Here is a 21,302-nt window from a genome sequence, read left to right as displayed (position 1 = left end):
AGTTTTTACCTGTTCGAGTTGGGTAAAGACCAACAGTAACGATTATTCTCACAACGAAACGAGGGGCCATAAGCCGCTCTTGTGTAGTTTTACTACTCGTCTATACATTCGAAAAGCTGAAACGGCCAACGATTTGTAGTAAAACTACACGCCGTCGAATCTACCTTCGGCAATCCAAGAATTTATATCGTCTGCCCACAAGGCCAGTCGCAAACTCAGGCAACCGATTCTGGTAGCCTTTCCGCCCTGGAGCAAGCCATGCAAGACCTCGATCCCGTCGAAACCCAGGAATGGCTGGACGCCCTGGAATCGGTTCTCGACAAAGAAGGCGAAGACCGTGCTCATTATCTGATGACCCGTATGGGTGAACTCGCGACCCGCAGCGGCTCGCAACTGCCCTACGCCATCACCACGCCGTACCGCAACACGATCCCCGTGACCCACGAAGCACGCATGCCTGGCGACCTGTTCATGGAACGCCGCATTCGCTCGCTGGTACGTTGGAACGCGTTGGCCATGGTCATGCGCACCAACCTGAAAGATTCTGACCTGGGCGGTCACATCTCCAGCTTCGCTTCCAGCGCGACGCTGTATGACATCGGCTTCAACTATTTCTTCCAGGCCCCGACCGATGAACACGGCGGCGACCTGATCTACTTCCAGGGTCACGCATCGCCCGGCGTCTACGCCCGTGCGTTCATGGAAGGCCGTATCTCCGAAGACCAGATGAACAACTTCCGCCAGGAAGTGGACGGCAACGGCCTGTCCTCGTACCCGCACCCTTGGCTGATGCCTGACTTCTGGCAGTTCCCGACCGTTTCCATGGGCCTGGGCCCGATCCAGGCGATCTACCAGGCACGTTTCATGAAGTACCTGGAAGCCCGTGGCTTCATCGAGCCGGGCAAGCAGAAAGTCTGGTGCTTCATGGGCGACGGCGAGTGCGACGAGCCGGAATCCCTGGGCGCGATCTCCCTGGCCGGCCGCGAGAAGCTGGACAACCTGATCTTCGTCATCAACTGCAACCTGCAGCGCCTCGACGGCCCGGTTCGCGGCAACGGCAAGATCATCCAGGAACTCGAAGGCGTGTTCCGTGGTGCCCAGTGGAACGTCAACAAAGTCATCTGGGGCCGTTTCTGGGACCCACTGCTGGCCAAGGACGTCGACGGCATCCTGCAACGCCGCATGGACGAAGTCATCGACGGCGAGTACCAGAACTACAAGGCCAAGGACGGCGCGTTCGTCCGTGAGCACTTCTTCAACACGCCTGAACTCAAGGCGATGGTTGCCGATCTGTCCGACGACGAGATCTGGAAACTCAACCGTGGCGGCCACGACCCGTACAAGGTCTACGCGGCGTACCACGAAGCGGTCAACCACAAAGAGCAGCCGACCGTCATCCTGGCCAAGACCATCAAGGGTTATGGCACCGGCGCCGGCGAAGCGAAGAACACCGCGCACAACACCAAGAAGGTCGATGTCGATAGCCTGAAGCTGTTCCGCGACCGCTTCGACATCCCGGTCAAGGACAGCGAGCTGGAAAACCTGCCGTTCTTCAAGCCTGAAGAAGGCAGCGCCGAAGCCCGTTACCTGGCCGAGCGCCGTGCCGCGCTGGGTGGTTTCGTGCCACAGCGTCGCGCCAAGAGCTTCAGCGTCCCGACCCCGCCACTGGACACCCTCAAGGCGATCCTGGACGGCTCGGGCGACCGTGAAATCTCCACCACCATGGCCTTCGTGCGGATCCTCGCGCAACTGGTCAAGGACAAGGAAATCGGCTCGCGCATCGTCCCGATCATCCCGGACGAAGCCCGTACCTTCGGTATGGAAGGCATGTTCCGCCAACTGGGCATCTACTCGTCCGTCGGCCAGCTCTACGAGCCAGTCGATAAAGACCAGGTGATGTTCTACCGCGAGGACAAGAAAGGCCAGATTCTCGAGGAAGGCATCAACGAAGCGGGCGCCATGAGCTCCTTCATTGCCGCCGGTACCTCGTACTCCAGCCACAACCAGCCGATGCTGCCGTTCTACATCTTCTATTCGATGTTCGGCTTCCAGCGGATCGGCGACCTGGCCTGGGCCGCTGGCGACAGCCGCACCCGTGGCTTCCTGATCGGCGGCACCGCCGGCCGTACCACCCTCAACGGTGAAGGCCTGCAGCACGAAGACGGTCACAGCCACATGCTGGCCGGCACCATCCCGAACTGCCGCACCTATGATCCAACCTACGGCTACGAGCTGGCGGTGATCATCCAGGACGGCATGAAGAAGATGACCGAAGAGCAACAGGACGTCTTCTACTACATCACCGTGATGAACGAGTCCTACCAGCAGCCAGCCATGCCGGCCGGCGTGGAGGAAGGCATCGTCAAGGGCATGTACCTGCTCGAGGAAGACACCCGCGAAGCCGCGCACCACGTCCAGCTGATGGGCTCCGGCACCATCCTGCGCGAAGTGCGTGAGGCGGCGAAGATCCTGCGCGAGGAATTCAACATCGGTGCCGATGTCTGGAGCGTCACCAGCTTCAACGAACTGCGTCGCGACGGCCTGGCCGTGGAGCGCAGCAATCGTCTGCACCCTGGCCAGAAGCCTAAGCTGAGCTATGTCGAAGAGTGCCTGAGCGGCCGTAAGGGTCCGGTCATTGCCTCTACCGACTACATGAAGCTGTTCGCCGAGCAGATCCGCCAGTGGGTTCCTTCCAAGGAGTTCAAAGTGCTGGGCACCGACGGTTTCGGCCGTAGCGACAGCCGCAAGAAGCTGCGTCACTTCTTCGAAGTCGACCGTAAGTTCGTTGTGTTGGCAGCCCTGGAAGCCCTGGCTGACCGCGGCGATATCGAACCGAAAGTGGTGGCCGAAGCCATCGCCAAGTTCGGCATCGATCCAGAAAAACGCAACCCACTGGACTGCTGAGGAGAATTTTCGTGAGCGAACTCATTCGCGTACCTGACATCGGCAGCGGTGAAGGTGAAGTAATCGAACTGTTTGTGAAGGTCGGCGACCGTATCGAAGCCGACCAGAGCATCCTGACGCTCGAGTCGGACAAGGCCAGCATGGAAGTGCCTGCGCCGAAGGCCGGCGTCATCAAGAGCCTGAAAGTGAAGCTGGGCGATCGCCTGAAAGAAGGCGACGAACTGCTGGAGCTGGAAGTCGAGGGCGCCGCCGCGGCGCCTGAAGCGGCCGCGCCGGCAGCGGCCCCGGCCGCCGCTGAAAAGCCTGCTGCCGCACCGGCTGCCGAAGCAGCCCCAGCACCGGCGGCCGCACCAGCCGAAGCGTCTGTCCAGGACATCCATGTCCCGGACATCGGTTCGTCGGGCAAGGCCAAGATCATCGAAGTCCTGGTCAAGGTCGGCGACACCGTCGAAGCCGACCAGTCGCTGATCACCCTGGAATCCGACAAAGCCAGCATGGAAATCCCATCGCCCGCCGCCGGTGTGGTGGAGAGCGTCGAGATCAAGCTGGAAGACGAAGTCGGAACCGGTGACCTGATCCTGAAGCTGAAAGTGGCCGGCGCTGCTGCTCCTGCCGCGCCAGCACCTGCTCAAGCCGCCGCGCCGGCTGCCAAGGCCGAAGCCGCTCCCGCTGCCGCCCCTGCCGCTAAGGCCGAGGCTGCGCCAGCACCGGCCCCTGCCGCGACCCCTGCGCCAAGCGGTGCCAAGGTTCACGCAGGCCCTGCAGTGCGACAACTGGCCCGTGAGTTCGGCGTCGAGCTGTCGGCTGTCAGCCCAAGCGGCCCACACGGCCGCGTGCTGAAAGAAGACGTGCAGGTGTACGTCAAGGCCATGATGCAGAAGGCCAAGAACGCACCGGCCGAAGGCGCCTCGGGTGGCGCGGGCATTCCGCCGATCCCGGCGGTGGATTTCAGCCGCTTCGGCGAAACCGAAGAAGTAGCCATGACCCGCCTGATGCAGATCGGCGCGTCGAGCCTGCACCGCAGCTGGCTGAACATTCCGCACGTGACCCAGTTCGACCAGGCCGACATCACCGAGCTGGAAGCTTTCCGCGTGGCGCAGAAAGCCGTGGCGGAAAAGGCCGGCGTGAAGCTGACCGTGCTGCCCCTGTTGCTCAAGGCTTGCGCGCACCTGCTCAAGGAACTGCCGGACTTCAACAGTTCGCTGGCTCCAAGCGGCAAGGCTGTGATCCGCAAGAAGTACGTGCACATCGGCTTCGCCGTCGACACCCCGGAAGGCCTGCTGGTACCGGTCATCCGCAACGTCGACCAGAAGAGCCTGCTGCAACTGGCTGGCGAAGCCGCTGCCCTGGCCGAAAAAGCCCGAAACAAGAAGCTCACCGCCGACGACATGCAGGGCGCCTGCTTCACGATCTCCAGCCTCGGCCATATTGGCGGCACCGGCTTCACGCCGATCGTCAACGCGCCGGAAGTGGCGATCCTGGGTGTTTCCAAGGCCACCATCCAGCCGGTCTGGGACGGCAAGGCCTTCCAGCCGAAGCTGATGCTGCCGCTGTCGCTGTCCTACGATCACCGCGTGATCAACGGTGCCGCTGCTGCACGCTTCACCAAGCGTCTGAGCGATCTGTTGGGCGACATTCGTACCATCCTGCTGTAACGCCGAGTGGCCCTTCCCCAGGGAAGGGCCACTCGCACCGCTGTTTTCCGAGCGCCACGCTCGTACCTCAACCCCGTCCATTTGACGGGGCTTTTTTTGCCTGGCCGTCAGGGCTGAAGCGCCACGCCGTACACCGGCAAACTTTCCTACCCTTCCCCGCCTGACTGACTACGCCCTCTGTTAGTCATTGCCCACATCCTGCGTCCCCTCGCCTGTCGATATTTGTCCCGCCTCGCGCCTTAGCATCGGCACAGCGCGACACCCTTGCGCTCGTACCCTCCTTAACTGAAACGCTGCATTTCGAATGGATTCGAATATGTTCATACCCACCGTCGGCCCGATCGTTGGCCACACCACGACGGATCACGCGCGGATATTCTTGCGCGGCGATCATGACAACAGCCTGGTATTCGCCGGTGTTCGCTACCGGCGCCTGGGCGACGCCCACTGGTCGAAGGGCCATTTCGTCCAGTTGAAGGCCTACCGCGACATGTCCGATGTCATCGTGCTCGATGGCCTTGAGCCCGGTACGGCCTATGAATACCAGGCAGGCTGGTTCAGCCCGCTAAGCCCGACCCACACCATAGGGACCGTTGAGGAACTGCCGCTGCAATGGCCCAGGAACACCTATCGCCTGCGCACGCCAACCAACGAGCCCGGCCTGCCGCGCGCCTATATCGTCGGCTCCTGCCGCTACCTGCGGATCACCGCCGGCGTGCCTTCGCGGCCCGCGCTCGGGGACCGCACCTTTGCCGGCATCAACCGCGTCGTGGCCCAGGCCGACCCGCCGATCAGCGCGGTCCTGATGACCGGGGACCAGGTCTACCTCGACGACCTGAACGTGGTGGCCCCTGACCGGACCTACAAGGACATTCTCTTCAAGTACCGCACGGCATTCTCCCAGCCGCACATCCGGCGACTGATGGCGCAGGTGCCCACCTACATGATCCTCGACGACCACGAAATCGAAGACAACTGGCCCGCCAACAGGTCCGGCAACGACGAGGTGCTCTATGCCAACGCCATGAGTGCGTACGCGCTTTACCAGGCCAGCCATGGCCCGGCCCATGAACGCTTGGCCAACGGCACGCTGGATAAGTCGCTCAAACGCTACTGGTACCGGTTTGCCCACGGCGACGTCGGATGGTTCGTCACCGACAGCCGTACCCAACGCAACCTGTCGGCAGATGACCGCCGCCTCCTGGATGAAGAGCAGGAGCAGGCCCTGCTCCAATGGCTCGTTGGCAGCCCCGCCCGGGTCAAGTTCGTGGTGACCAGCGTGCTGTTCTACCCCGACAGCAAGCGCAATGATGGAGATGCCTGGCAGGCCTTCCCGCAACAGCGCCTGCGGCTGCTGGAAACCCTGCGCAAGCATCGGGTCAGGAACGTGATCTTCATCTCGGGCGATGTCCATGGCGCCATGACCAGCCGCCTGCGACACAGCGAGGATCCTGATTTCGAAGTCAACACCCTGGTGGCCTCGCCGTTCTGCAACAGCAAGCTGCTGCCTTATGCCAAGGCCACGGATTTTATCTTCGACCAGCCCATGGCCCGCACGGGCGACGGAGAATATCGCTACGAACTGACCAGCAAAGTCCTCAGCCAGGATAACTTCGCACGCCTGAACATCACGGCCCAGAGCGTCCAGGCCACGTTCCACGACCGTGACGGCAACCCGGTGCAGACCGTCGATATTCCCTTGCGGTGACGGACGGCATCACCTGGCGTGCCCTCTGATCGGCTGGCGACTGGAGAAATCCCTTCGTCGGCCGATAAAAGGTTTATAGCACTTGGCCTTCATGTCTCTTGTCAGCCAGTGCCGCAATGATGCAACCTTGCGGCAGTCCGTAAGAACGAGGGCGTCAGCCCGGCGCGATCAGCATTTTCGAAGCGAGTTTCCCCATGAAAAGCCAACCCGATGCCGCCAGCCGTATGGCGGCCGAGGTAGTGACGCAGTTACCGGTGCCCTCGCGGCTCGGTATGCTGCGTTTCGAACGGCTGAATGAAGCGAGCTGGGCGCTGCTGTTCCTCGATCCCAATTGCGAGCGCTACTTCGGCCTCCCGGCGGTGGAGCTCTGTTCGCTGGTCAGCGCGCCCTACGCCAGCCTGATGGAACCCGAAGCGCGCTACCAGTTGCATGACACCATCCAGGAACAACTGGCTCAAGACTCGCATTACCAGATCCGCTATACGCTGCACACCGCCAAGGGCCCGATGAACCTGCTGGAAACGGGCGAAGCCTATAAGCAGCACAATCGTCAGTTGTTACGCGGCTACCTGCTGGTGGTGGACAGCCTGCTGCAAGACGAGCCGTCCCTGCCGGCCGTCGACCTGGAAACCCAGAACTCGCGCCTGCAGATTGCCTTGGAGTTGAACCAGCGCGCCCAGCAGGAGCAACTCCAGCATCTGGACCGGGTACGTGCCCAGCAGGACCTGATCCTGCTGCTGACCCGACAACGCTACAGCGCTAACAACTCCCTGCTCGAAGCCGCCGAACTCATCACCCGCAGTGCCTGTGACATCTATCAGATCGACAGCGCCAGCCTCTGGAACCTCGAAGACGGCAAGCTGGTGCCGATCACCGCCTTCAACCGAGCCTCCCAAGCGCACTTCCTGCCAGCGGCCATCGACGCCAGCGACTACCCCAACTACATGGAAGCGCTGCAATCGTGTCGTGCCATCGATGCCCACAACGCCATGCGTGACCCGCGCACCCGGGAACTGGCGGAGAACCTGCGCGCCCGCGACGTCAACGCCATCCTCGACGCCAGCGTGCGCATCGACGGCCAGGTGGTGGGCGTGCTGTGCCTGGAACAGGTCGGCGTCACCCGCGCCTGGCAGTCCGACGAAATCGCCTTTGCCGGTGAGCTGGCAGACCAGTTCGCCCAGGTGATCAACAACCACAACCGACGCACCGCCACCAGCGCCCTGCACCTGTTCCAGCGCGCCGTGGAACAGAGCGCCAACGCCTTCCTGCTGGTCAATTGCGACGGCGTGGTGGAATACGTCAACCCGAGCTTCACGGCGATCACCCAGTACTCCACCGAGGAAGTCCACGGCCAGCGCCTGTCCGAGCTGCCGGCCCTGGAGAATCTCAGCGAACTGCTGTTCGACGCACCGTCCGCCCTGGCCCAGAGCAACAGCTGGCAAGGCGAGTTCAAGAGCCGGCGCAAGAACCTGGAACCCTACTGGGGCCAGCTGTCGATTTCCAAGGTCTATGGCGACAATCGCGAACTGACCCATTACATCGGCATCTACGAAGACATTACCCAGACCAAGTTGGCCCAGCAGCGCATCGAACGCCTGGCCTACACCGACAACCTGACCAACCTGGGCAACCGTCCGGCATTCATCCGCAACCTCGATGAACGCTTCGCCCGGGACAGCGATTCGCCCATCAGCCTGCTGCTGGTGGACATCGACAACTTCAAGCGCATCAACGACAGCCTCGGCCACCAGACCGGCGACAAGCTGCTGATCAGCCTGGCGCGGCGCTTGCGCAACAGCCTGAGCCCCAGCGGCAGCCTGGCGCGGTTCGCCAGTAACGAGTTCGCCGTGCTGCTGGACGACACGGACCTGGAAGCCGGCCAGCAGGTCGCCAGCCAGTTGCTGATGACCCTCGACAAACCGATGTTCGTCGATAACCAGTTGATCAGCGTGACCGGCTCCGTGGGCCTGGCCTGCGCACCGTTGCACGGTCGCGATCCCCAGACCCTGATGCGCAACGCCGGGCTCGCCCTGCACAAGGCCAAGGCCAACGGCAAGCATCAGGTGCAGATCTTCACCGAGGCCTTGAACGCCGAGGCCAGCTACAAGCTGTTCGTGGAAAACAACCTGCGCCGAGCCCTGACCCAGAACGAACTGGACGTGTTCTACCAGCCCAAGCTATGCCTGCGCAGCGGTCGACTGCTGGGCATGGAAGCGCTGCTGCGCTGGAACCATCCCGAAAAGGGCATGATCCGTCCCGACCAGTTCATCAGCGTGGCCGAAGAAACCGGCCTGATCATCCCCATCGGCAAGTGGATCGCCCGCCAGGCCTGCCGCATGAGCAAGCAACTGACCGCCGCCGGCCTGGGCAACCTGCAAGTGGCGATCAACCTGTCGCCCAAGCAGTTCTCCGACCCGGACCTGGTCGCCTCCATCGCCAGCATCCTCAAGGAGGAGCAACTGCCCGCCCGGCTGCTGGAACTGGAGTTGACCGAAGGCCTGCTGCTGGAAGCCACCGAAGACACCCACCTGCAGCTCGACCAGCTCAAGCGCCTGGGCCTGACCCTGGCGATGGACGATTTCGGCACCGGTTATTCGTCCCTGAGTTACCTGAAGAAATTCCCGATCGACATCATCAAGATCGATCGCAGCTTCATCCATGAGATCCCGGACAACCAGGACGACATGGAAATCACCTCGGCGGTGATCGCCATGGCCCACAACCTCAAGCTCAAGGTCGTGGCCGAAGGCATCGAGACCGCCCAGCAACTGGCCTTCCTGCGGCGCCACCGATGCGACGTCGGCCAAGGCTACCTGTTCGACCGGCCGATCCCCGGCGCCGAGCTGGTCGAGAAGCTCAAGCGCTACCCGCGCGGACCAATTGACTGACAGCGATGTAACACTCGGGCACACTGACAGTCTTATTGCGTGAACTCGCTCAACTCAATCTGACTGAGAGGACTGATGATGGTCTTGCGCTCGGAAATCCTGGTGAACAAAAACGTGCTCCCTACTCAAGAACAAGCCCTGCCCGGCCGCGAAACCCCGATCAAGGTGCCGGACGAGCACTTCGTCAACGGCAATCCGCTGCTCGGCCCATTCCCGGGCAACGTCGAATTCGCCATCTTCGGCCTGGGTTGCTTCTGGGGTGCGGAACGCCGCTTCTGGCAACGCGAAGGCGTCTACAGCACGTCGGTGGGCTACGCCGGCGGCTTTACCCCCAACCCGACTTACGAAGAAGTCTGCTCCGGCCTGACCGGCCACAGCGAAGTGGTGCTGGTGGTCTACGAGCCGGAGAAGGTCAGCTACGAAGCCCTGCTGGCGATGTTCTGGGAACTGCACAACCCGACCCAGGGCATGCGCCAGGGCAACGACATCGGCACCCAGTACCGCTCGGTGATCTACTGCACCACGCCCGAGCAACTGGAAGCCGCGAAGAAGAGCAAGCAAGTGTTCCAGGCAGAGCTGGCCAAGGCTGGCCTGGGGGACATCACCACCGAAATCGACGAGGCGCCGACGTTCTACTACGCCGAGACGTATCACCAGCAATACCTGGCGAAGAACCCCGAGGGCTACTGCGGGATTGGCGGCACAGGCGTCTGCATGCCGCCGAGCCTCGCGGGTAACTGAGCCCCAGCCCGATGCAAGGGAAGAAGGTGTCCGGTCATCGCCCTTCCCTTGCACTTGACCGCAAACTTGATCTACAGACTGCATATTGCTACTTTTGGCTCTACAGACCCAAAAGGCAATCGTCATGACCCCTGCTCTTTCAGCCCAAGCCTTGACCAAGGACGAGTGCGTGACCGGTCTTCGGACGGTGCTGGGCATCCTGGAAAAATGGCAGGCAACCAGTGACCAGGCCTGTCGGATCCTGCGTATTTCCCGCAGCACCTATACACGCGCCAAGCAACGTGAAACCAACTGGTCCGTCAGCCTGGACTCCGACCAGTTGCAACGCATCAGCCTGGTGCTGAATATCCACGGCGCCTTGCGCCTCATTTTCGACAACCCCGAAAACGTCTATGGTTTTGCGGCGATGCCCAATGAGAACGAGTTTTTCAATGGGCACGCCCCGCTGGAGATCATGGCCCGGGGCGACATGATTTCCCTCTACGAGACGTTTCGCAGGATCGACGCGTTACGAGGCGCGCAATGGTGAAGGCCGTCGATCTGCCCGAACGGCCCGGCGAGCCCCTGACGGCCCATAGGCTGGTGAACTCCAAATTCCCGCCCATCGCCCTGTTCGACGATGTGGCCGACGCTGATGAGTTCGAAGTCCTTTATCGGATCCAGGCCCTGACCAACCCCAGGTTGCAGAACGAAGTGGGACGCCTGGAACTGATCGCCCGCCAGGAAATCCCCTTCGGCATCCCGGGCTGCGCCTACGCGACGGCGCCGTTCACCCACGTCAATCCCGCCGGTTCGCGGTTCAGCGACGGCAGCTTCGGCGTGTTGTACCTGGCCGACACCGCCGAAACGGCGCTGGCCGAAGTGCAGTACCACCAGAACCACTACTGGTCGAAGGTGCAGGGCCTCAACTATGAACGCTTTGTCTTCCGCGAGCTTTCCTGCCACTTCACGGACGCAGCGATGAAAGATGCGCTGATCGTGCCCATGACAGACCCCATCTATGACCCGGATGACTACAGCCATGCCCATCTGCTGGGCAAGGCCATCAAGCGCGAAGGTTGTCCGGGGCTGCGCTACCGATCGGTACGCAACCCGGGTAGCCATTGCTGGGCGCTGATGACCCCGCGCCCGGTGTCATCGATTCTTCAGGCCGCTCACTACGAGATGATCTGGAACGGCCGGATCACCAGCGTCAACCTGATCACCGGGGCTTGAGCCGGGCTTCAGGAAGGCCTTGTGGGAGCGAGATTGCTCGCGAAAGCGCCCGCCCTGGCGCCTCGTCAACACGAATCAATGCTCGGCGATCAACCAATCCATCTGCCAGCCACCCTGGGTCTGCCCGAGCTTTTTCGACAGCCACGGCAGCAGATCGCGCAACTCTTCCTCCAGTCCCCACGGCGGGTTGGCAATGGCCAGGCCGGAGCCGTTCAGGCTGTTGGGAGTGGCGAGCGGGTGGACCAACAGCTCCACGCGCAACAATTTCGGCGCGCCGGTGCCAGCCAGGTCCTGGTAGAAACGGCGCAACAGGCGCTGATCCTTCACCGGGTACCAGATCGCCGCCACCGTCTGGCGCATCCGACCGATGGCTTCCTTGAGGGAGGCGGCGCAGCGCTGCATCTCGTCAAGCTGTTCGAAAGGCGGGTCGATCAACATCAGGGCGCGCTTCTGCGGGACCGGTAGCAACGCCCGAGGCACATGCCAACCTTCGCCCAAGTGCACCGCCACGCGACGGTCGCCCTTCATGTTGTCCTTGAGCAGCACGCCGTCTTCGGGGTGCTTCTCGTTGAGCAGCACGCGGTCCTGCGCACGGGTCAGGCGCCGCGCCAATTCCGGGGAACCGGGGTAGTAGCGCAACTGCCCGTCCGGGTTCATGTCGTGCAGGACTTTCATGTAATCGGCGGTCAGCGGCGGCAGGTCATCCTGGCCCCATAACCGCGCGATGCCTTCCAGGTATTCACCGGTACGATTGGCCTGGTCGCCCTGCAAGTCGTACAACCCGATGCCCGCGTGGCTGTCGAGGTAGGCGAAGGGCTGCTCCTTGCGCGACATCAGCGCGATGAGGCGGGTCAAGGTCAGGTGTTTGAACACGTCGGCGTGATTGCCGGCGTGGAAGGCATGGCGATAATTCATGGCGGCTCCTGCGAAGGGCGACGAGTTTACCTTGAAGTGCGCCGAACGTCAGGGTTCGCAGCCGAGTGGGCGGTCCCCCAGTTCGAGCGCCAAAAATTGCAGCAATGCCGCCTTCAGCGGTTGCCCGGGCGCCTTGAGGAAATGCGCAACCTTGCGCCGCAGGATGCGCTCGTCAACCTGCTCGAACAGGTCCGGGTGCGCTTCATCCAGCCACCTGAGCAGGTTATCCAGCAGGCAATCGCTCGACTCATCAGCCAATGACCTGAGCAACGCCTCCGGCACCGTCCACCATGGGAACGCCCGGGCCTCACACCGGGCATTGCCTTGCAGCGCCAGCGGCTGGCCATTGATCAGGCAGCGGCTGAGCACCGGCAGCAACACGGCGGCATCAACGTGCGCCGATTGCAGGATCGGCCGCACGAAGCGCCCATCCCAGAAGCGGAAAAATACCGCCTTGGCGTCGGGCAACAACACCTGTGTCAACCCGCACAGATGTTCGGCAACCCTTTGCTGGCTGGCAGAAGACACCGCCAGCCAGCCCCAATCGAGCGCATCGGTGGTCGCTATCCAATCAAGAAACTCACTGTCCGGGGTGACAAGCCCTACATATGGCATGACCGATTCCCACTCGGCGTACGGCGTGCCCGCCCAGATCGGGCTCGCCGGCGTGGTCATCGAGCGCTTCCAGGCAGACAGCGGCCCTGCGCCGCTGGCGTTGCTGACGATGGCGAACAGTTGCTCGGATGCCCGCAACGGGTGGTCTCGGAGCCAGGCACGGGGCGTCATGGGCGCACCTGGAAAACAGCGGGCCCATGAAGGTCCGGCGGCATGCTGCAAACGCCCATCCGGCATCGCTCACATTCTTCACAGAACGGCGCCTGGCCTTGCAAGCTCAGGATTTGCCCAAGACTCAGCCGAGGAGCCGCGGCGGCGAGCGGGCTCTCAGGGCCGCGGGAAACGCCAGGCGCCGCGCCCATCACGGCCATCGGCGCGCCGCCCACTTCGATGGGCACGCTACTGAATATCCCGCCGGCACCGATATTGATCCAATGACCACCGGCCTGGATCGTCGCACTGACGCCGGCATCCAGCACCACCTGCTGGCCGGCACCGACATGGTATTGCTGGGCAGCACTGAGGGCCTGGCTGGTCACGTGGATATGCCGTTCGCCGATCACCCGCAAGTGATCGTCCTGACGGACTTCAACCTGGCGCCGGCCGTGGGTCGTGCGCAGCTCATCAGCCTTGAGCTCGTGCCGCGACGCCCCCGTGACCACGATGCTGCGCTCGTGATCGACTTGCACCCGCTGGTCATGCAAGACGTGCTGGGTCCAGTCGCGCTGGGCGCGCAGATAGATTTCCTCGGCGCCCTTGCGGTCTTCGATACGCAATTCGTTGTAACCACCGCCTCCCGGGCTGCTCTGGCTGCGCAGGATGCTGCGGGTCTTGTCCGCCGGCAGGTCCAGCGGCACCGGGTTGGCGCCGTTGGGCAGGCAACCCACCACCACGGGCTTGTCCACGTCACCGTCGATGAACCCGACCAGCACCTCCATGCCAACCCGCGGGATCATCACCCCGCCATAGCGATCATGGGCCCAGCCGGAGGCCACGCGCAGCCAGCAACTGGCATGCTCATCGCCCTGGCCTTCGCGGTCCCAGACCAGTTGCACCTTGACCCGCCCGAACGCATCGCAATGGATCTCGCTGTCGACAGGCCCGGTCACCACGGCTGACTGGTAACCGTGGGCACGGGGCTTTTCCTGCGCCAGGGGCGGACGGTAGAGCACATCCCAGGGCGTGGCATGGAAGGTGTTGCGGTAGCCTTGGAAATCCTCCAGGCCGTCATCGCTCGCGTCCTCCAGCACCTGTGGCTGGCGGCCATGATGGGTGATGGCCGTGAGCAACCAGAGATCGTTCCACGGCGCGCGAGGATGGCCCTGGATGTGCAAGAAGTGCCCGCTGGCCAGGGCTCGCTGGTCACTGTGCCCTTGCGCCAGTTGGTAGTCGGCGCCGTGGCGCTCAAGTGCACGCTGGGCCAGGTGCCGGCCCTGCTCGCGATCGGCAAACTGGCCGGGGTAGCGATAGTCCTCCAGCGCCGGCAGTTGCTGGCTGTCGACGTCAGCCTGCAGCACCAGCCCGGGCTTGCGAAAGTCGTGGTCGCGCAACGTCACGGCAGTGGTCCGGGCTTCGAGCCGCACCGCCAGGCGCGTGATCGTCGGCTCGCTGGCCGCCATGCCATTGCCCGGCAGATAGCGCGTCGGCTCGGGCAAACGGGGAAACACCGTCTGATCGTCGCCAAACACCAGCAGATGGCCGCCGGGGCTGTGCCGGAAGTGATAATGGATGCCCACCTCGGCACAGAGCCGTTCGATGAAGGCCAGGTCGCTCTCGGCGTACTGCACGCAATACTCACGCTCGGGGTACTGGCCACCGAGGCTGAACTGGAATGCATCGCCCTGGATACCGTGCTCGCCGAGGATCCGGGCGACGATCGTCGGCACGCTCAGGTGCTGGAAAATCCGTTGATTGATGCGGTGACGCAGGTAGGCGAGGCGCGGCACCAGCGTGATCCGGTAACGGGTCAGGCGCTTGCCCGAGTCGCCCTGGGCCACACTGTAGACCTGGCCGTGAAGACCCCGGCCATGATCGTCGAGCCCCAGGAAGGCCTGGCGGTGCAGGAGTTCTTCCAGGGCCAGGTCGGGCCGCTCGCTGACCAGTTCCAGGTCAACGCGATAGGGCTGGCTGATGGCTTCCTTGCCTGTGAATTCCAGCACCTTGAGCGCATGGGGCACGCCGTCGAGCGTCAGGGTGAAACGGGGCAAGTGGGCAGGTGCGAACATCCGATGTCCCTCTGCTGAATGAAGGCTGGCGATTCTGCACGAACCATCGGGTGAACAACCCCCTCACCCGGAAAAACAGATTTGCCCTACGACCTAGACGTAGAAAAAGCCGCGAGACAGGCAGTATTTTCCGATAGACATTCTTCAACGGTGGGAGCGAGCCTGCTCGCGAAAGCGGCGCCCCCTTCAACCCGGCTCCATGCACCGCCCCTGGACCCGCCATAAAAAACGGCCCGCCTCCACAAGAGACGGGCCGTTTTGCGATACAACCTTCAGCCAGCCATCAAGGCTTCGCCGAACGCCTTACTGGTTCAGGCGGAAATCTTTCTCGGCTGCTTCGAAGCGCTGCAGCATACCGGTGGTAGGCGAGCCCATCTTGCTGACGAAATAGATGGCCAGGCTGGCGAAAATGAAGCCTGGGATGATTTCGTACAGGCCCAGCAGCTCGAAGTGCTTCCAGACGATCACGGTAATCGCGCCCACCAGGATGCCGGCCAATGCGCCGTTACGGGTCATGTTTTTCCAGATCACCGAGATCAGCACCACCGGGCCGAACGCGGCACCGAAGCCGGCCCAGGCGTAGCTCACCAGGCCCAGCACGCGGTTATTCGGGTTGGCCGCCAGGGCAATGGCGACCAACGCCACCAACAGCACCATGGCCCGGCCGACCCAGACCAGTTCCAGCTGGGAAGCGCCCTTGCGCAGGAAGGTTTTGTAGAAGTCTTCGGTCAGGGCGCTGGAGCACACCAGCAACTGGCAGCTCAGGGTACTCATCACCGCCGCCAGGATGGCGGACAGCAGGACACCGGCGATCCATGGATTGAACAGCAGCTTGGCCAGCTCGATGAACACGCGCTCGTGGTTCTCGGTCACAGGACCTGCCACCTCAGGGTGAGCCGAGAAATAGGCAATCCCGAAGAAGCCGACCGCCACGGTGCCACCCAGGCACAGGATCATCCAGGTCATGGAGATGCGACGGGCGTTGGCGATCGACTTGACCGAATCAGCGGCCATGAAGCGCGCCAGGATGTGCGGCTGGCCGAAGTAACCCAGGCCCCAGCCCATCAGCGAGATGATGCCGATGAAAGTGGTGTTCTTCAGCATGTCGAAAGACGCAGGGTCTTTCGCCTCGATGGCCAGGAACGTAGTGTCCACGCCACCGGTGGCCAGCAGCACGATGATCGGCGTCAGAATCAGCGCGAAGATCATCAAGGTGGCCTGGACGGTATCGGTCCAGCTCACGGCCAGGAAACCGCCGACGAAGGTGTAGGCAATGGTCGCGGCAGCGCCGGCCCACAGCGCGGTCTCGTAGGACATGCCGAAGGTGCTCTCGAACAGACGGGCACCGGCGACGATGCCGGAAGCGCAGTAAATGGTGAAGAACACCAGAATCACCACGGCGGAGATGATCCGCAGCAGGCCGCTCTTGTCTTCGAAACGGCTGGCGAAGTAGTCCGGCAGCGTCAGCGCGTCACCGTTGTATTCGGTCTGTACCCGCAGCCGCCCGGCCACGAACAGCCAGTTCAGGTAGGCACCGACGATCAGGCCGATGGCGATCCAGCTTTCCGACAGGCCCGACATGTAGATGGCGCCCGGCAGGCCCATCAACAACCAGCCACTCATGTCGGAGGCACCGGCAGACAAGGCCGTAACCACGCTGCCGAGGCTGCGACCGCCCAGGATGTAATCGGAAAGGTTGTTGGTGGAGCGGTACGCCATCAGGCCGATCAGGACCATGGCTGCGATATAGATCACGAACGTGATCAGGGTTGGATTACTAACACTCATGAATAACGCCCTGGCTTTGTTTTTATGTTGCGGTGGCAGAGGCAGGCGTCGACCACACGAACAGTATGGCGACGATTGGCAGGCCCGCGAATGTATGACCGATGTTTCCCCAGGAAAGCCATCGGCGGATGCCCTCGGTCGAAACCGGTTGCACCTTGGCGGCGAATCCTATTCAAGAAACGAAATTAGGTGCAACCAGTTTCGCTCGAATAAGTTGCACCCGATCGGTTTTATCGGAAAAACACCAGGTTTTGCGCCGTTTTAGTGCAAAGGCGACGGCGCAATCGGAGCATTTGGCACCAATAAAGTGCAACACCAGCAAATCGGAGATTCTTTCCTGATGAGCTGCCGAGTATTTCATCCAAAAAAGGGTTGCACCCGGTTGCACCTCATTCGGCGCGCAGCTAATCTTGCCGCCAGCTGATGCCACGCGACAGTGGCAAACATGAGGATAAAAATATGGCTACCACTACCCTCGGGGTCAAACTCGACGACCCGACCCGCGAACGCCTGAAGGCCGCCGCAACCTCGATTGATCGCACGCCCCATTGGCTGATCAAGCAGGCAATTTTCAATTACCTGGAGAAACTCGAGGGTGGTGCAACCCTGACCGAGCTGAACGGTTCGACCCGTGCCGACAGCGACGATGCCGGCGAGGTCCAGGCCGACCACGCCCACCAATGCTTCCTCGAATTCGCCGAAAGCATCCTGCCGCAATCGGTGCTGCGCGCGTCCATCACCGCAGCCTACCGTCGCCCCGAGCCGGAAGTGGTGCCCATGCTGATCGAGCAGGCCCGCCTCCCCGCGCAAATGGCCGAGGCCACCAACAAGCTGGCCGCGTCGATTGCTGAAAAACTGCGCAATCAGAAGAGTGCCGGCGGACGTGCCGGGATTGTTCAGGGCTTGCTGCAGGAATTTTCCCTGTCGTCCCAGGAAGGCGTGGCACTGATGTGCCTGGCCGAAGCCCTGTTGCGGATCCCCGACAAAGGCACCCGCGACGCGCTGATCCGCGACAAGATCAGCACCGGCAACTGGCAGCCGCACCTGGGCAACAGTCCTTCGCTGTTCGTCAACGCCGCCACCTGGGGCTTGCTGCTGACCGGCAAGCTGGTCGCCACCCATAATGAAGCAGGCCTGACGTCGTCCCTGAGCCGCATCATTGGCAAAAGCGGCGAGCCGATGATCCGCAAGGGCGTCGACATGGCTATGCGCCTGATGGGCGAGCAGTTCGTCACCGGCGAGACCATTGCCGAAGCCCTGGCCAATGCCAACAAGTTCGAGACCAAGGGTTTCCGCTATTCCTACGACATGCTGGGTGAAGCGGCACTCACCGAGCACGACGCCCAGAAGTACCTGGCCTCGTACGAACAAGCCATCCACTCGATCGGCAAGGCGTCCCACGGCCGTGGGATTTATGAAGGCCCGGGTATTTCCATCAAACTCTCGGCCCTGCACCCACGCTACAGCCGCGCCCAGTACGAACGCGTCATGGACGAGTTGTACCCGCGCCTGCTGTCGCTGACCCTGCTGGCCAAGCAATACGACATCGGCCTGAACATCGACGCCGAAGAAGCCGACCGCCTGGAGCTGTCCCTGGACCTGCTCGAGCGCCTGTGCTTCGAGCCGCAACTGACCGGCTGGAACGGCATCGGCTTCGTGATCCAGGCGTACCAGAAGCGCTGCCCGTATGTGATCGACTACGTGATCGACCTGGCCCGCCGCAGCCGTCACCGCCTGATGATCCGCCTGGTAAAAGGCGCCTACTGGGACAGCGAGATCAAGCGTGCCCAGGTCGAAGGCCTGGAAGGCTACCCGGTGTACACCCGCAAGGTGTACACCGACGTTTCCTACATTGCCTGTGCCCGCAAGCTGCTGTCGGTGCCGGAAGTCATCTACCCGCAATTCGCCACTCACAACGCCCATACCTTGTCGGCCATCTACCACATCGCCGGACAGAACTATTACCCGGGGCAGTATGAGTTCCAGTGCCTGCACGGCATGGGTGAACCGCTGTACGAGCAAGTTGTAGGCAAGGTTTCCGAAGGCAAGCTGAACCGTCCGTGCCGCGTGTACGCTCCAGTCGGCACCCACGAGACACTGCTGGCCTACCTGGTTCGTCGCCTGCTGGAAAACGGCGCCAACACCTCGTTCGTCAACCGCATTGCCGACCAGTCCATCTCGATCCAGGAACTGGTGGCCGACCCGGTCGCCAGCATCGAACAGATGGCGACCCTGGAAGGTGGTTTCGGCCTGCCGCATCCGCGCATCCCCCTGCCGCGTGACTTGTACGGCAGTGAACGCGCCAACTCCAGTGGCATCGACATGGCCAACGAGCATCGCCTGGCTTCGCTGTCCTGCGCGCTGCTGGCCACCGCCCATAACGACTGGAAAGCCGCGCCGATGCTCGGTTGCGCCGCCAGCGAGCAGACCCCGGCACCGGTGCTGAACCCGTCCGATCATCGCGACGTGGTTGGCCATGTCCAGGAAGCCACCGTCGCCGATGTCGACAACGCCATCCAATGCGCCCTCAACGCCGCGCCGATCTGGCAGGCCACGCCACCGGCCGAACGCGCCGCGATCCTGGAGCGTGCCGCCGACCTGATGGAAGGCGAGATCCAGCCATTGATGGGCCTGCTGGCCCGCGAGGCCGGCAAGACCTTCGCCAACGCCATCGCCGAAGTGCGTGAAGCGGTGGACTTCCTGCGTTACTACGCGGTGCAGGCGCGCAACGACTTCACCAACGACGCCCACCGCCCATTGGGCCCGGTGGTCTGCATCAGCCCGTGGAACTTCCCCCTGGCCATCTTCAGCGGCCAGGTGGCGGCCGCCTTGGCCGCGGGCAACCCGGTCCTGGCCAAGCCCGCCGAACAAACCCCGCTGGTGGCGGCACAGGCCGTGCGCCTGTTGCTCGAAGCCGGCATCCCCGAAGGCGTCCTGCAACTGCTGCCGGGCCGCGGTGAAACCGTCGGCGCCGGCCTGGTGGGCGACGAGCGGGTCAAAGGCGTGATGTTCACCGGTTCCACCGAAGTCGCTCGCCTGCTGCAACGCAACATTGCCGGTCGCCTGGACAACCAGGGTCGCCCGATTCCACTGATCGCCGAAACCGGCGGCCAGAACGCGATGATCGTCGACTCCTCGGCCCTGACCGAACAAGTGGTCATCGACGTGGTGTCCTCGGCCTTCGACAGCGCCGGCCAGCGCTGCTCGGCCCTGCGGGTCCTGTGCCTGCAGGAAGATTCCGCCGACCGCGTCATCGAAATGCTCAAGGGCGCGATGGCCGAGTCGCGCCTGGGCAACCCCGAGCGCCTGTGCGTGGATATCGGCCCGGTGATCGACGCCGAGGCCAAGGCCGGCATCGAGAAACACATCCAGGCCATGCGCGACAAGGGCCGCACGGTGTACCAGATGGCACTCGCCGACAGCGACGAGTGCAAGCGTGGCACCTTTGTCATGCCGACCCTGATCGAGCTGGAAAGCTTCGACGAATTGCAGCGCGAGATCTTTGGCCCAGTGCTGCACGTGGTGCGCTACAAGCGCAAGGAGCTGGACCAGTTGATCAACCAGATCAACGCCTCCGGCTATGGCCTGACCCTGGGCGTGCACACCCGCATCGACGAGACCATCGCCAAGGTGATCGACAACGTCCACGCCGGCAACGTCTACGTGAACCGCAACATCGTCGGTGCCGTGGTCGGCGTGCAGCCGTTCGGCGGCGAAGGTCTGTCGGGCACTGGCCCGAAGGCCGGTGGTCCGTTGTACCTGTACCGCCTGTTGTCGACTCGTCCTGCCGACGCGATCCAACAGTCCTTCGTACGCAGCGATGCCCTCAATGCACCGGACCTGCGCCTGCGCGACGCCATGAGCAAGCCGCTGACCGCCCTGCAAGCCTGGGCCGATAGCCACAAGCTCGCCGAACTGAGCGCCCTGTGCGTGCAGTTCGCGGCCCAGTCGCAAAGCGGCATTACTCGCCAGCTGACCGGCCCGACCGGCGAACGCAACAGCTACGCGATCCTGCCGCGCGAACACGTGCTGTGCCTGGCCGACGTGGAAGGCGACCTGCTGACGCAACTGGCGGCCGTGCTGGCGGTGGGCGGCTCGGCGGTGTGGCCGGAAACCGACACGAGCAAGGCCTTGTTCGCACGCTTGCCGAAGGACATTCAGGCGCGCATCCAGCGGGTTTCCGACTGGACCAAGGACGACGTGGTGTTCGACGCCGTCCTGCACCACGGTGACTCGGATCAACTGCGCAGCGTTTGCCAGCAAGTGGCCAAGCGTGCCGGCGCCATCGTCGGGGTCCACGGCCTGTCACAAGGGGAAACCGGCATCGCGCTGGAACGCCTGGTGATCGAACGCGCCCTGAGCGTCAACACCGCGGCGGCGGGCGGCAACGCCAGCCTGATGACCATCGGTTAAGCCGCTGCAAGCCAGGCGCCCGCAATGGGTGCCTGGCCATCGAAATCCCCTGTGGGAGCGGGCTTGCTCGCGAAGTCGGTGTATCAGTCGACATCTATCCGTCTGATACACCATCTTCACGAGCTAGCCTGCTCCCACCAGGGATTAGTGTCCCCCTCGCCCCTCCATCACTGTCATCAATCATCCTGTTCAACCTCTATTCCCACACCTAGACTCGGCCCATTCCAAACAAGGT

The 21,302-nt window shown here is 62.8% G+C and carries 12 protein-coding genes; 8 read left to right on the top strand and 4 right to left on the bottom strand.

Features of this window, described 5'->3' with window-relative positions; genetic code table 11:
* Positions 1 to 258 precede the first annotated feature (258 nt).
* The 7 genes from aceE to V3H56_RS02360 all read left to right on the top strand — a co-directional run bounded on the left by aceE (position 259) and on the right by V3H56_RS02360 (position 11,111).
* Complete coding sequence (gene aceE, locus V3H56_RS02390) at positions 259 to 2,904, top strand: pyruvate dehydrogenase (acetyl-transferring), homodimeric type (protein WP_047736087.1); 2,646 nt, start codon at positions 259 to 261, stop codon at positions 2,902 to 2,904.
* Positions 2,905 to 2,915: 11 nt separating this feature from the next.
* Entirely contained in the window at positions 2,916 to 4,559 is a 1,644-nt protein-coding gene (gene aceF, locus V3H56_RS02385) for a dihydrolipoyllysine-residue acetyltransferase (protein ID WP_047736088.1), read from the top strand.
* Between the two features lie 316 nt (positions 4,560 to 4,875).
* Positions 4,876 to 6,267: an alkaline phosphatase D family protein gene (locus V3H56_RS02380; RefSeq protein ID WP_047736089.1), complete on the top strand. Its 1,392-nt coding sequence runs from the start codon at positions 4,876 to 4,878 to the stop codon at positions 6,265 to 6,267.
* 194 nt (positions 6,268 to 6,461) lie between these two features.
* A complete protein-coding gene (locus tag V3H56_RS02375) occupies positions 6,462 to 9,155 on the top strand; it encodes a GGDEF and EAL domain-containing protein (RefSeq protein ID WP_042730823.1) in 2,694 nt (897 codons plus the stop codon).
* 78 nt (positions 9,156 to 9,233) lie between these two features.
* On the top strand, positions 9,234 to 9,896 hold the full coding sequence (gene msrA / locus V3H56_RS02370; RefSeq protein WP_338474768.1) for a peptide-methionine (S)-S-oxide reductase MsrA: 663 nt from the start codon (positions 9,234 to 9,236) through the stop codon (positions 9,894 to 9,896).
* A gap of 124 nt (positions 9,897 to 10,020) precedes the next feature.
* Positions 10,021 to 10,425, top strand: a complete 405-nt coding sequence (locus tag V3H56_RS02365) for an antitoxin Xre-like helix-turn-helix domain-containing protein (RefSeq protein WP_047736091.1) — start codon at positions 10,021 to 10,023, stop codon at positions 10,423 to 10,425.
* Complete coding sequence (locus tag V3H56_RS02360) at positions 10,419 to 11,111, top strand: RES family NAD+ phosphorylase (RefSeq protein ID WP_042730821.1); 693 nt, start codon at positions 10,419 to 10,421, stop codon at positions 11,109 to 11,111. Before V3H56_RS02365 ends, V3H56_RS02360 begins: the two co-directional genes overlap by 7 nt.
* A 75-nt stretch (positions 11,112 to 11,186) precedes the next feature.
* Here the strand turns inward: V3H56_RS02360 and rlmJ are convergent, their stop codons facing one another.
* The 4 genes from rlmJ to putP form a co-directional block, all read right to left on the bottom strand.
* On the bottom strand, positions 11,187 to 12,026 hold the full coding sequence (rlmJ, locus tag V3H56_RS02355) for a 23S rRNA (adenine(2030)-N(6))-methyltransferase RlmJ (protein WP_123579428.1): 840 nt from the start codon (positions 12,024 to 12,026) through the stop codon (positions 11,187 to 11,189).
* A 48-nt stretch (positions 12,027 to 12,074) separates the two neighbouring features.
* The gene (locus V3H56_RS02350; RefSeq protein WP_042730819.1) at positions 12,075 to 12,812 is read right to left on the bottom strand and encodes a DUF4123 domain-containing protein; all 738 of its coding nucleotides are present in this window, start codon (positions 12,810 to 12,812) and stop codon (positions 12,075 to 12,077) included.
* A complete protein-coding gene (locus V3H56_RS02345) occupies positions 12,809 to 14,866 on the bottom strand; it encodes a type VI secretion system tip protein VgrG (protein WP_338474179.1) in 2,058 nt (685 codons plus the stop codon). Before V3H56_RS02345 ends, V3H56_RS02350 begins: the two co-directional genes overlap by 4 nt.
* Before the next feature lie 303 nt (positions 14,867 to 15,169).
* Positions 15,170 to 16,654, bottom strand: a complete 1,485-nt coding sequence (putP, locus tag V3H56_RS02340) for a sodium/proline symporter PutP (RefSeq protein WP_338474178.1) — start codon at positions 16,652 to 16,654, stop codon at positions 15,170 to 15,172.
* A 459-nt stretch (positions 16,655 to 17,113) separates the two neighbouring features.
* Between putP and putA the strand changes: the two genes are divergently transcribed.
* Positions 17,114 to 21,067 (top strand): trifunctional transcriptional regulator/proline dehydrogenase/L-glutamate gamma-semialdehyde dehydrogenase, encoded by a 3,954-nt coding sequence (gene putA / locus V3H56_RS02335; RefSeq protein WP_338474177.1) that lies wholly within the window; start codon positions 17,114 to 17,116, stop codon positions 21,065 to 21,067.
* The last annotated feature ends 235 nt before the right edge of the window (positions 21,068 to 21,302 follow it).

It is taken from the genome of Pseudomonas sp. MS646, from assembly GCF_036693845.1.
In the GTDB taxonomy this organism is placed as follows: domain Bacteria; phylum Pseudomonadota; class Gammaproteobacteria; order Pseudomonadales; family Pseudomonadaceae; genus Aquipseudomonas; species Aquipseudomonas chlororaphis_E.
The sequence above is the reverse complement of the archived record's forward strand: the minus strand, read 5'-3'. Positions and strand labels throughout refer to the sequence as shown.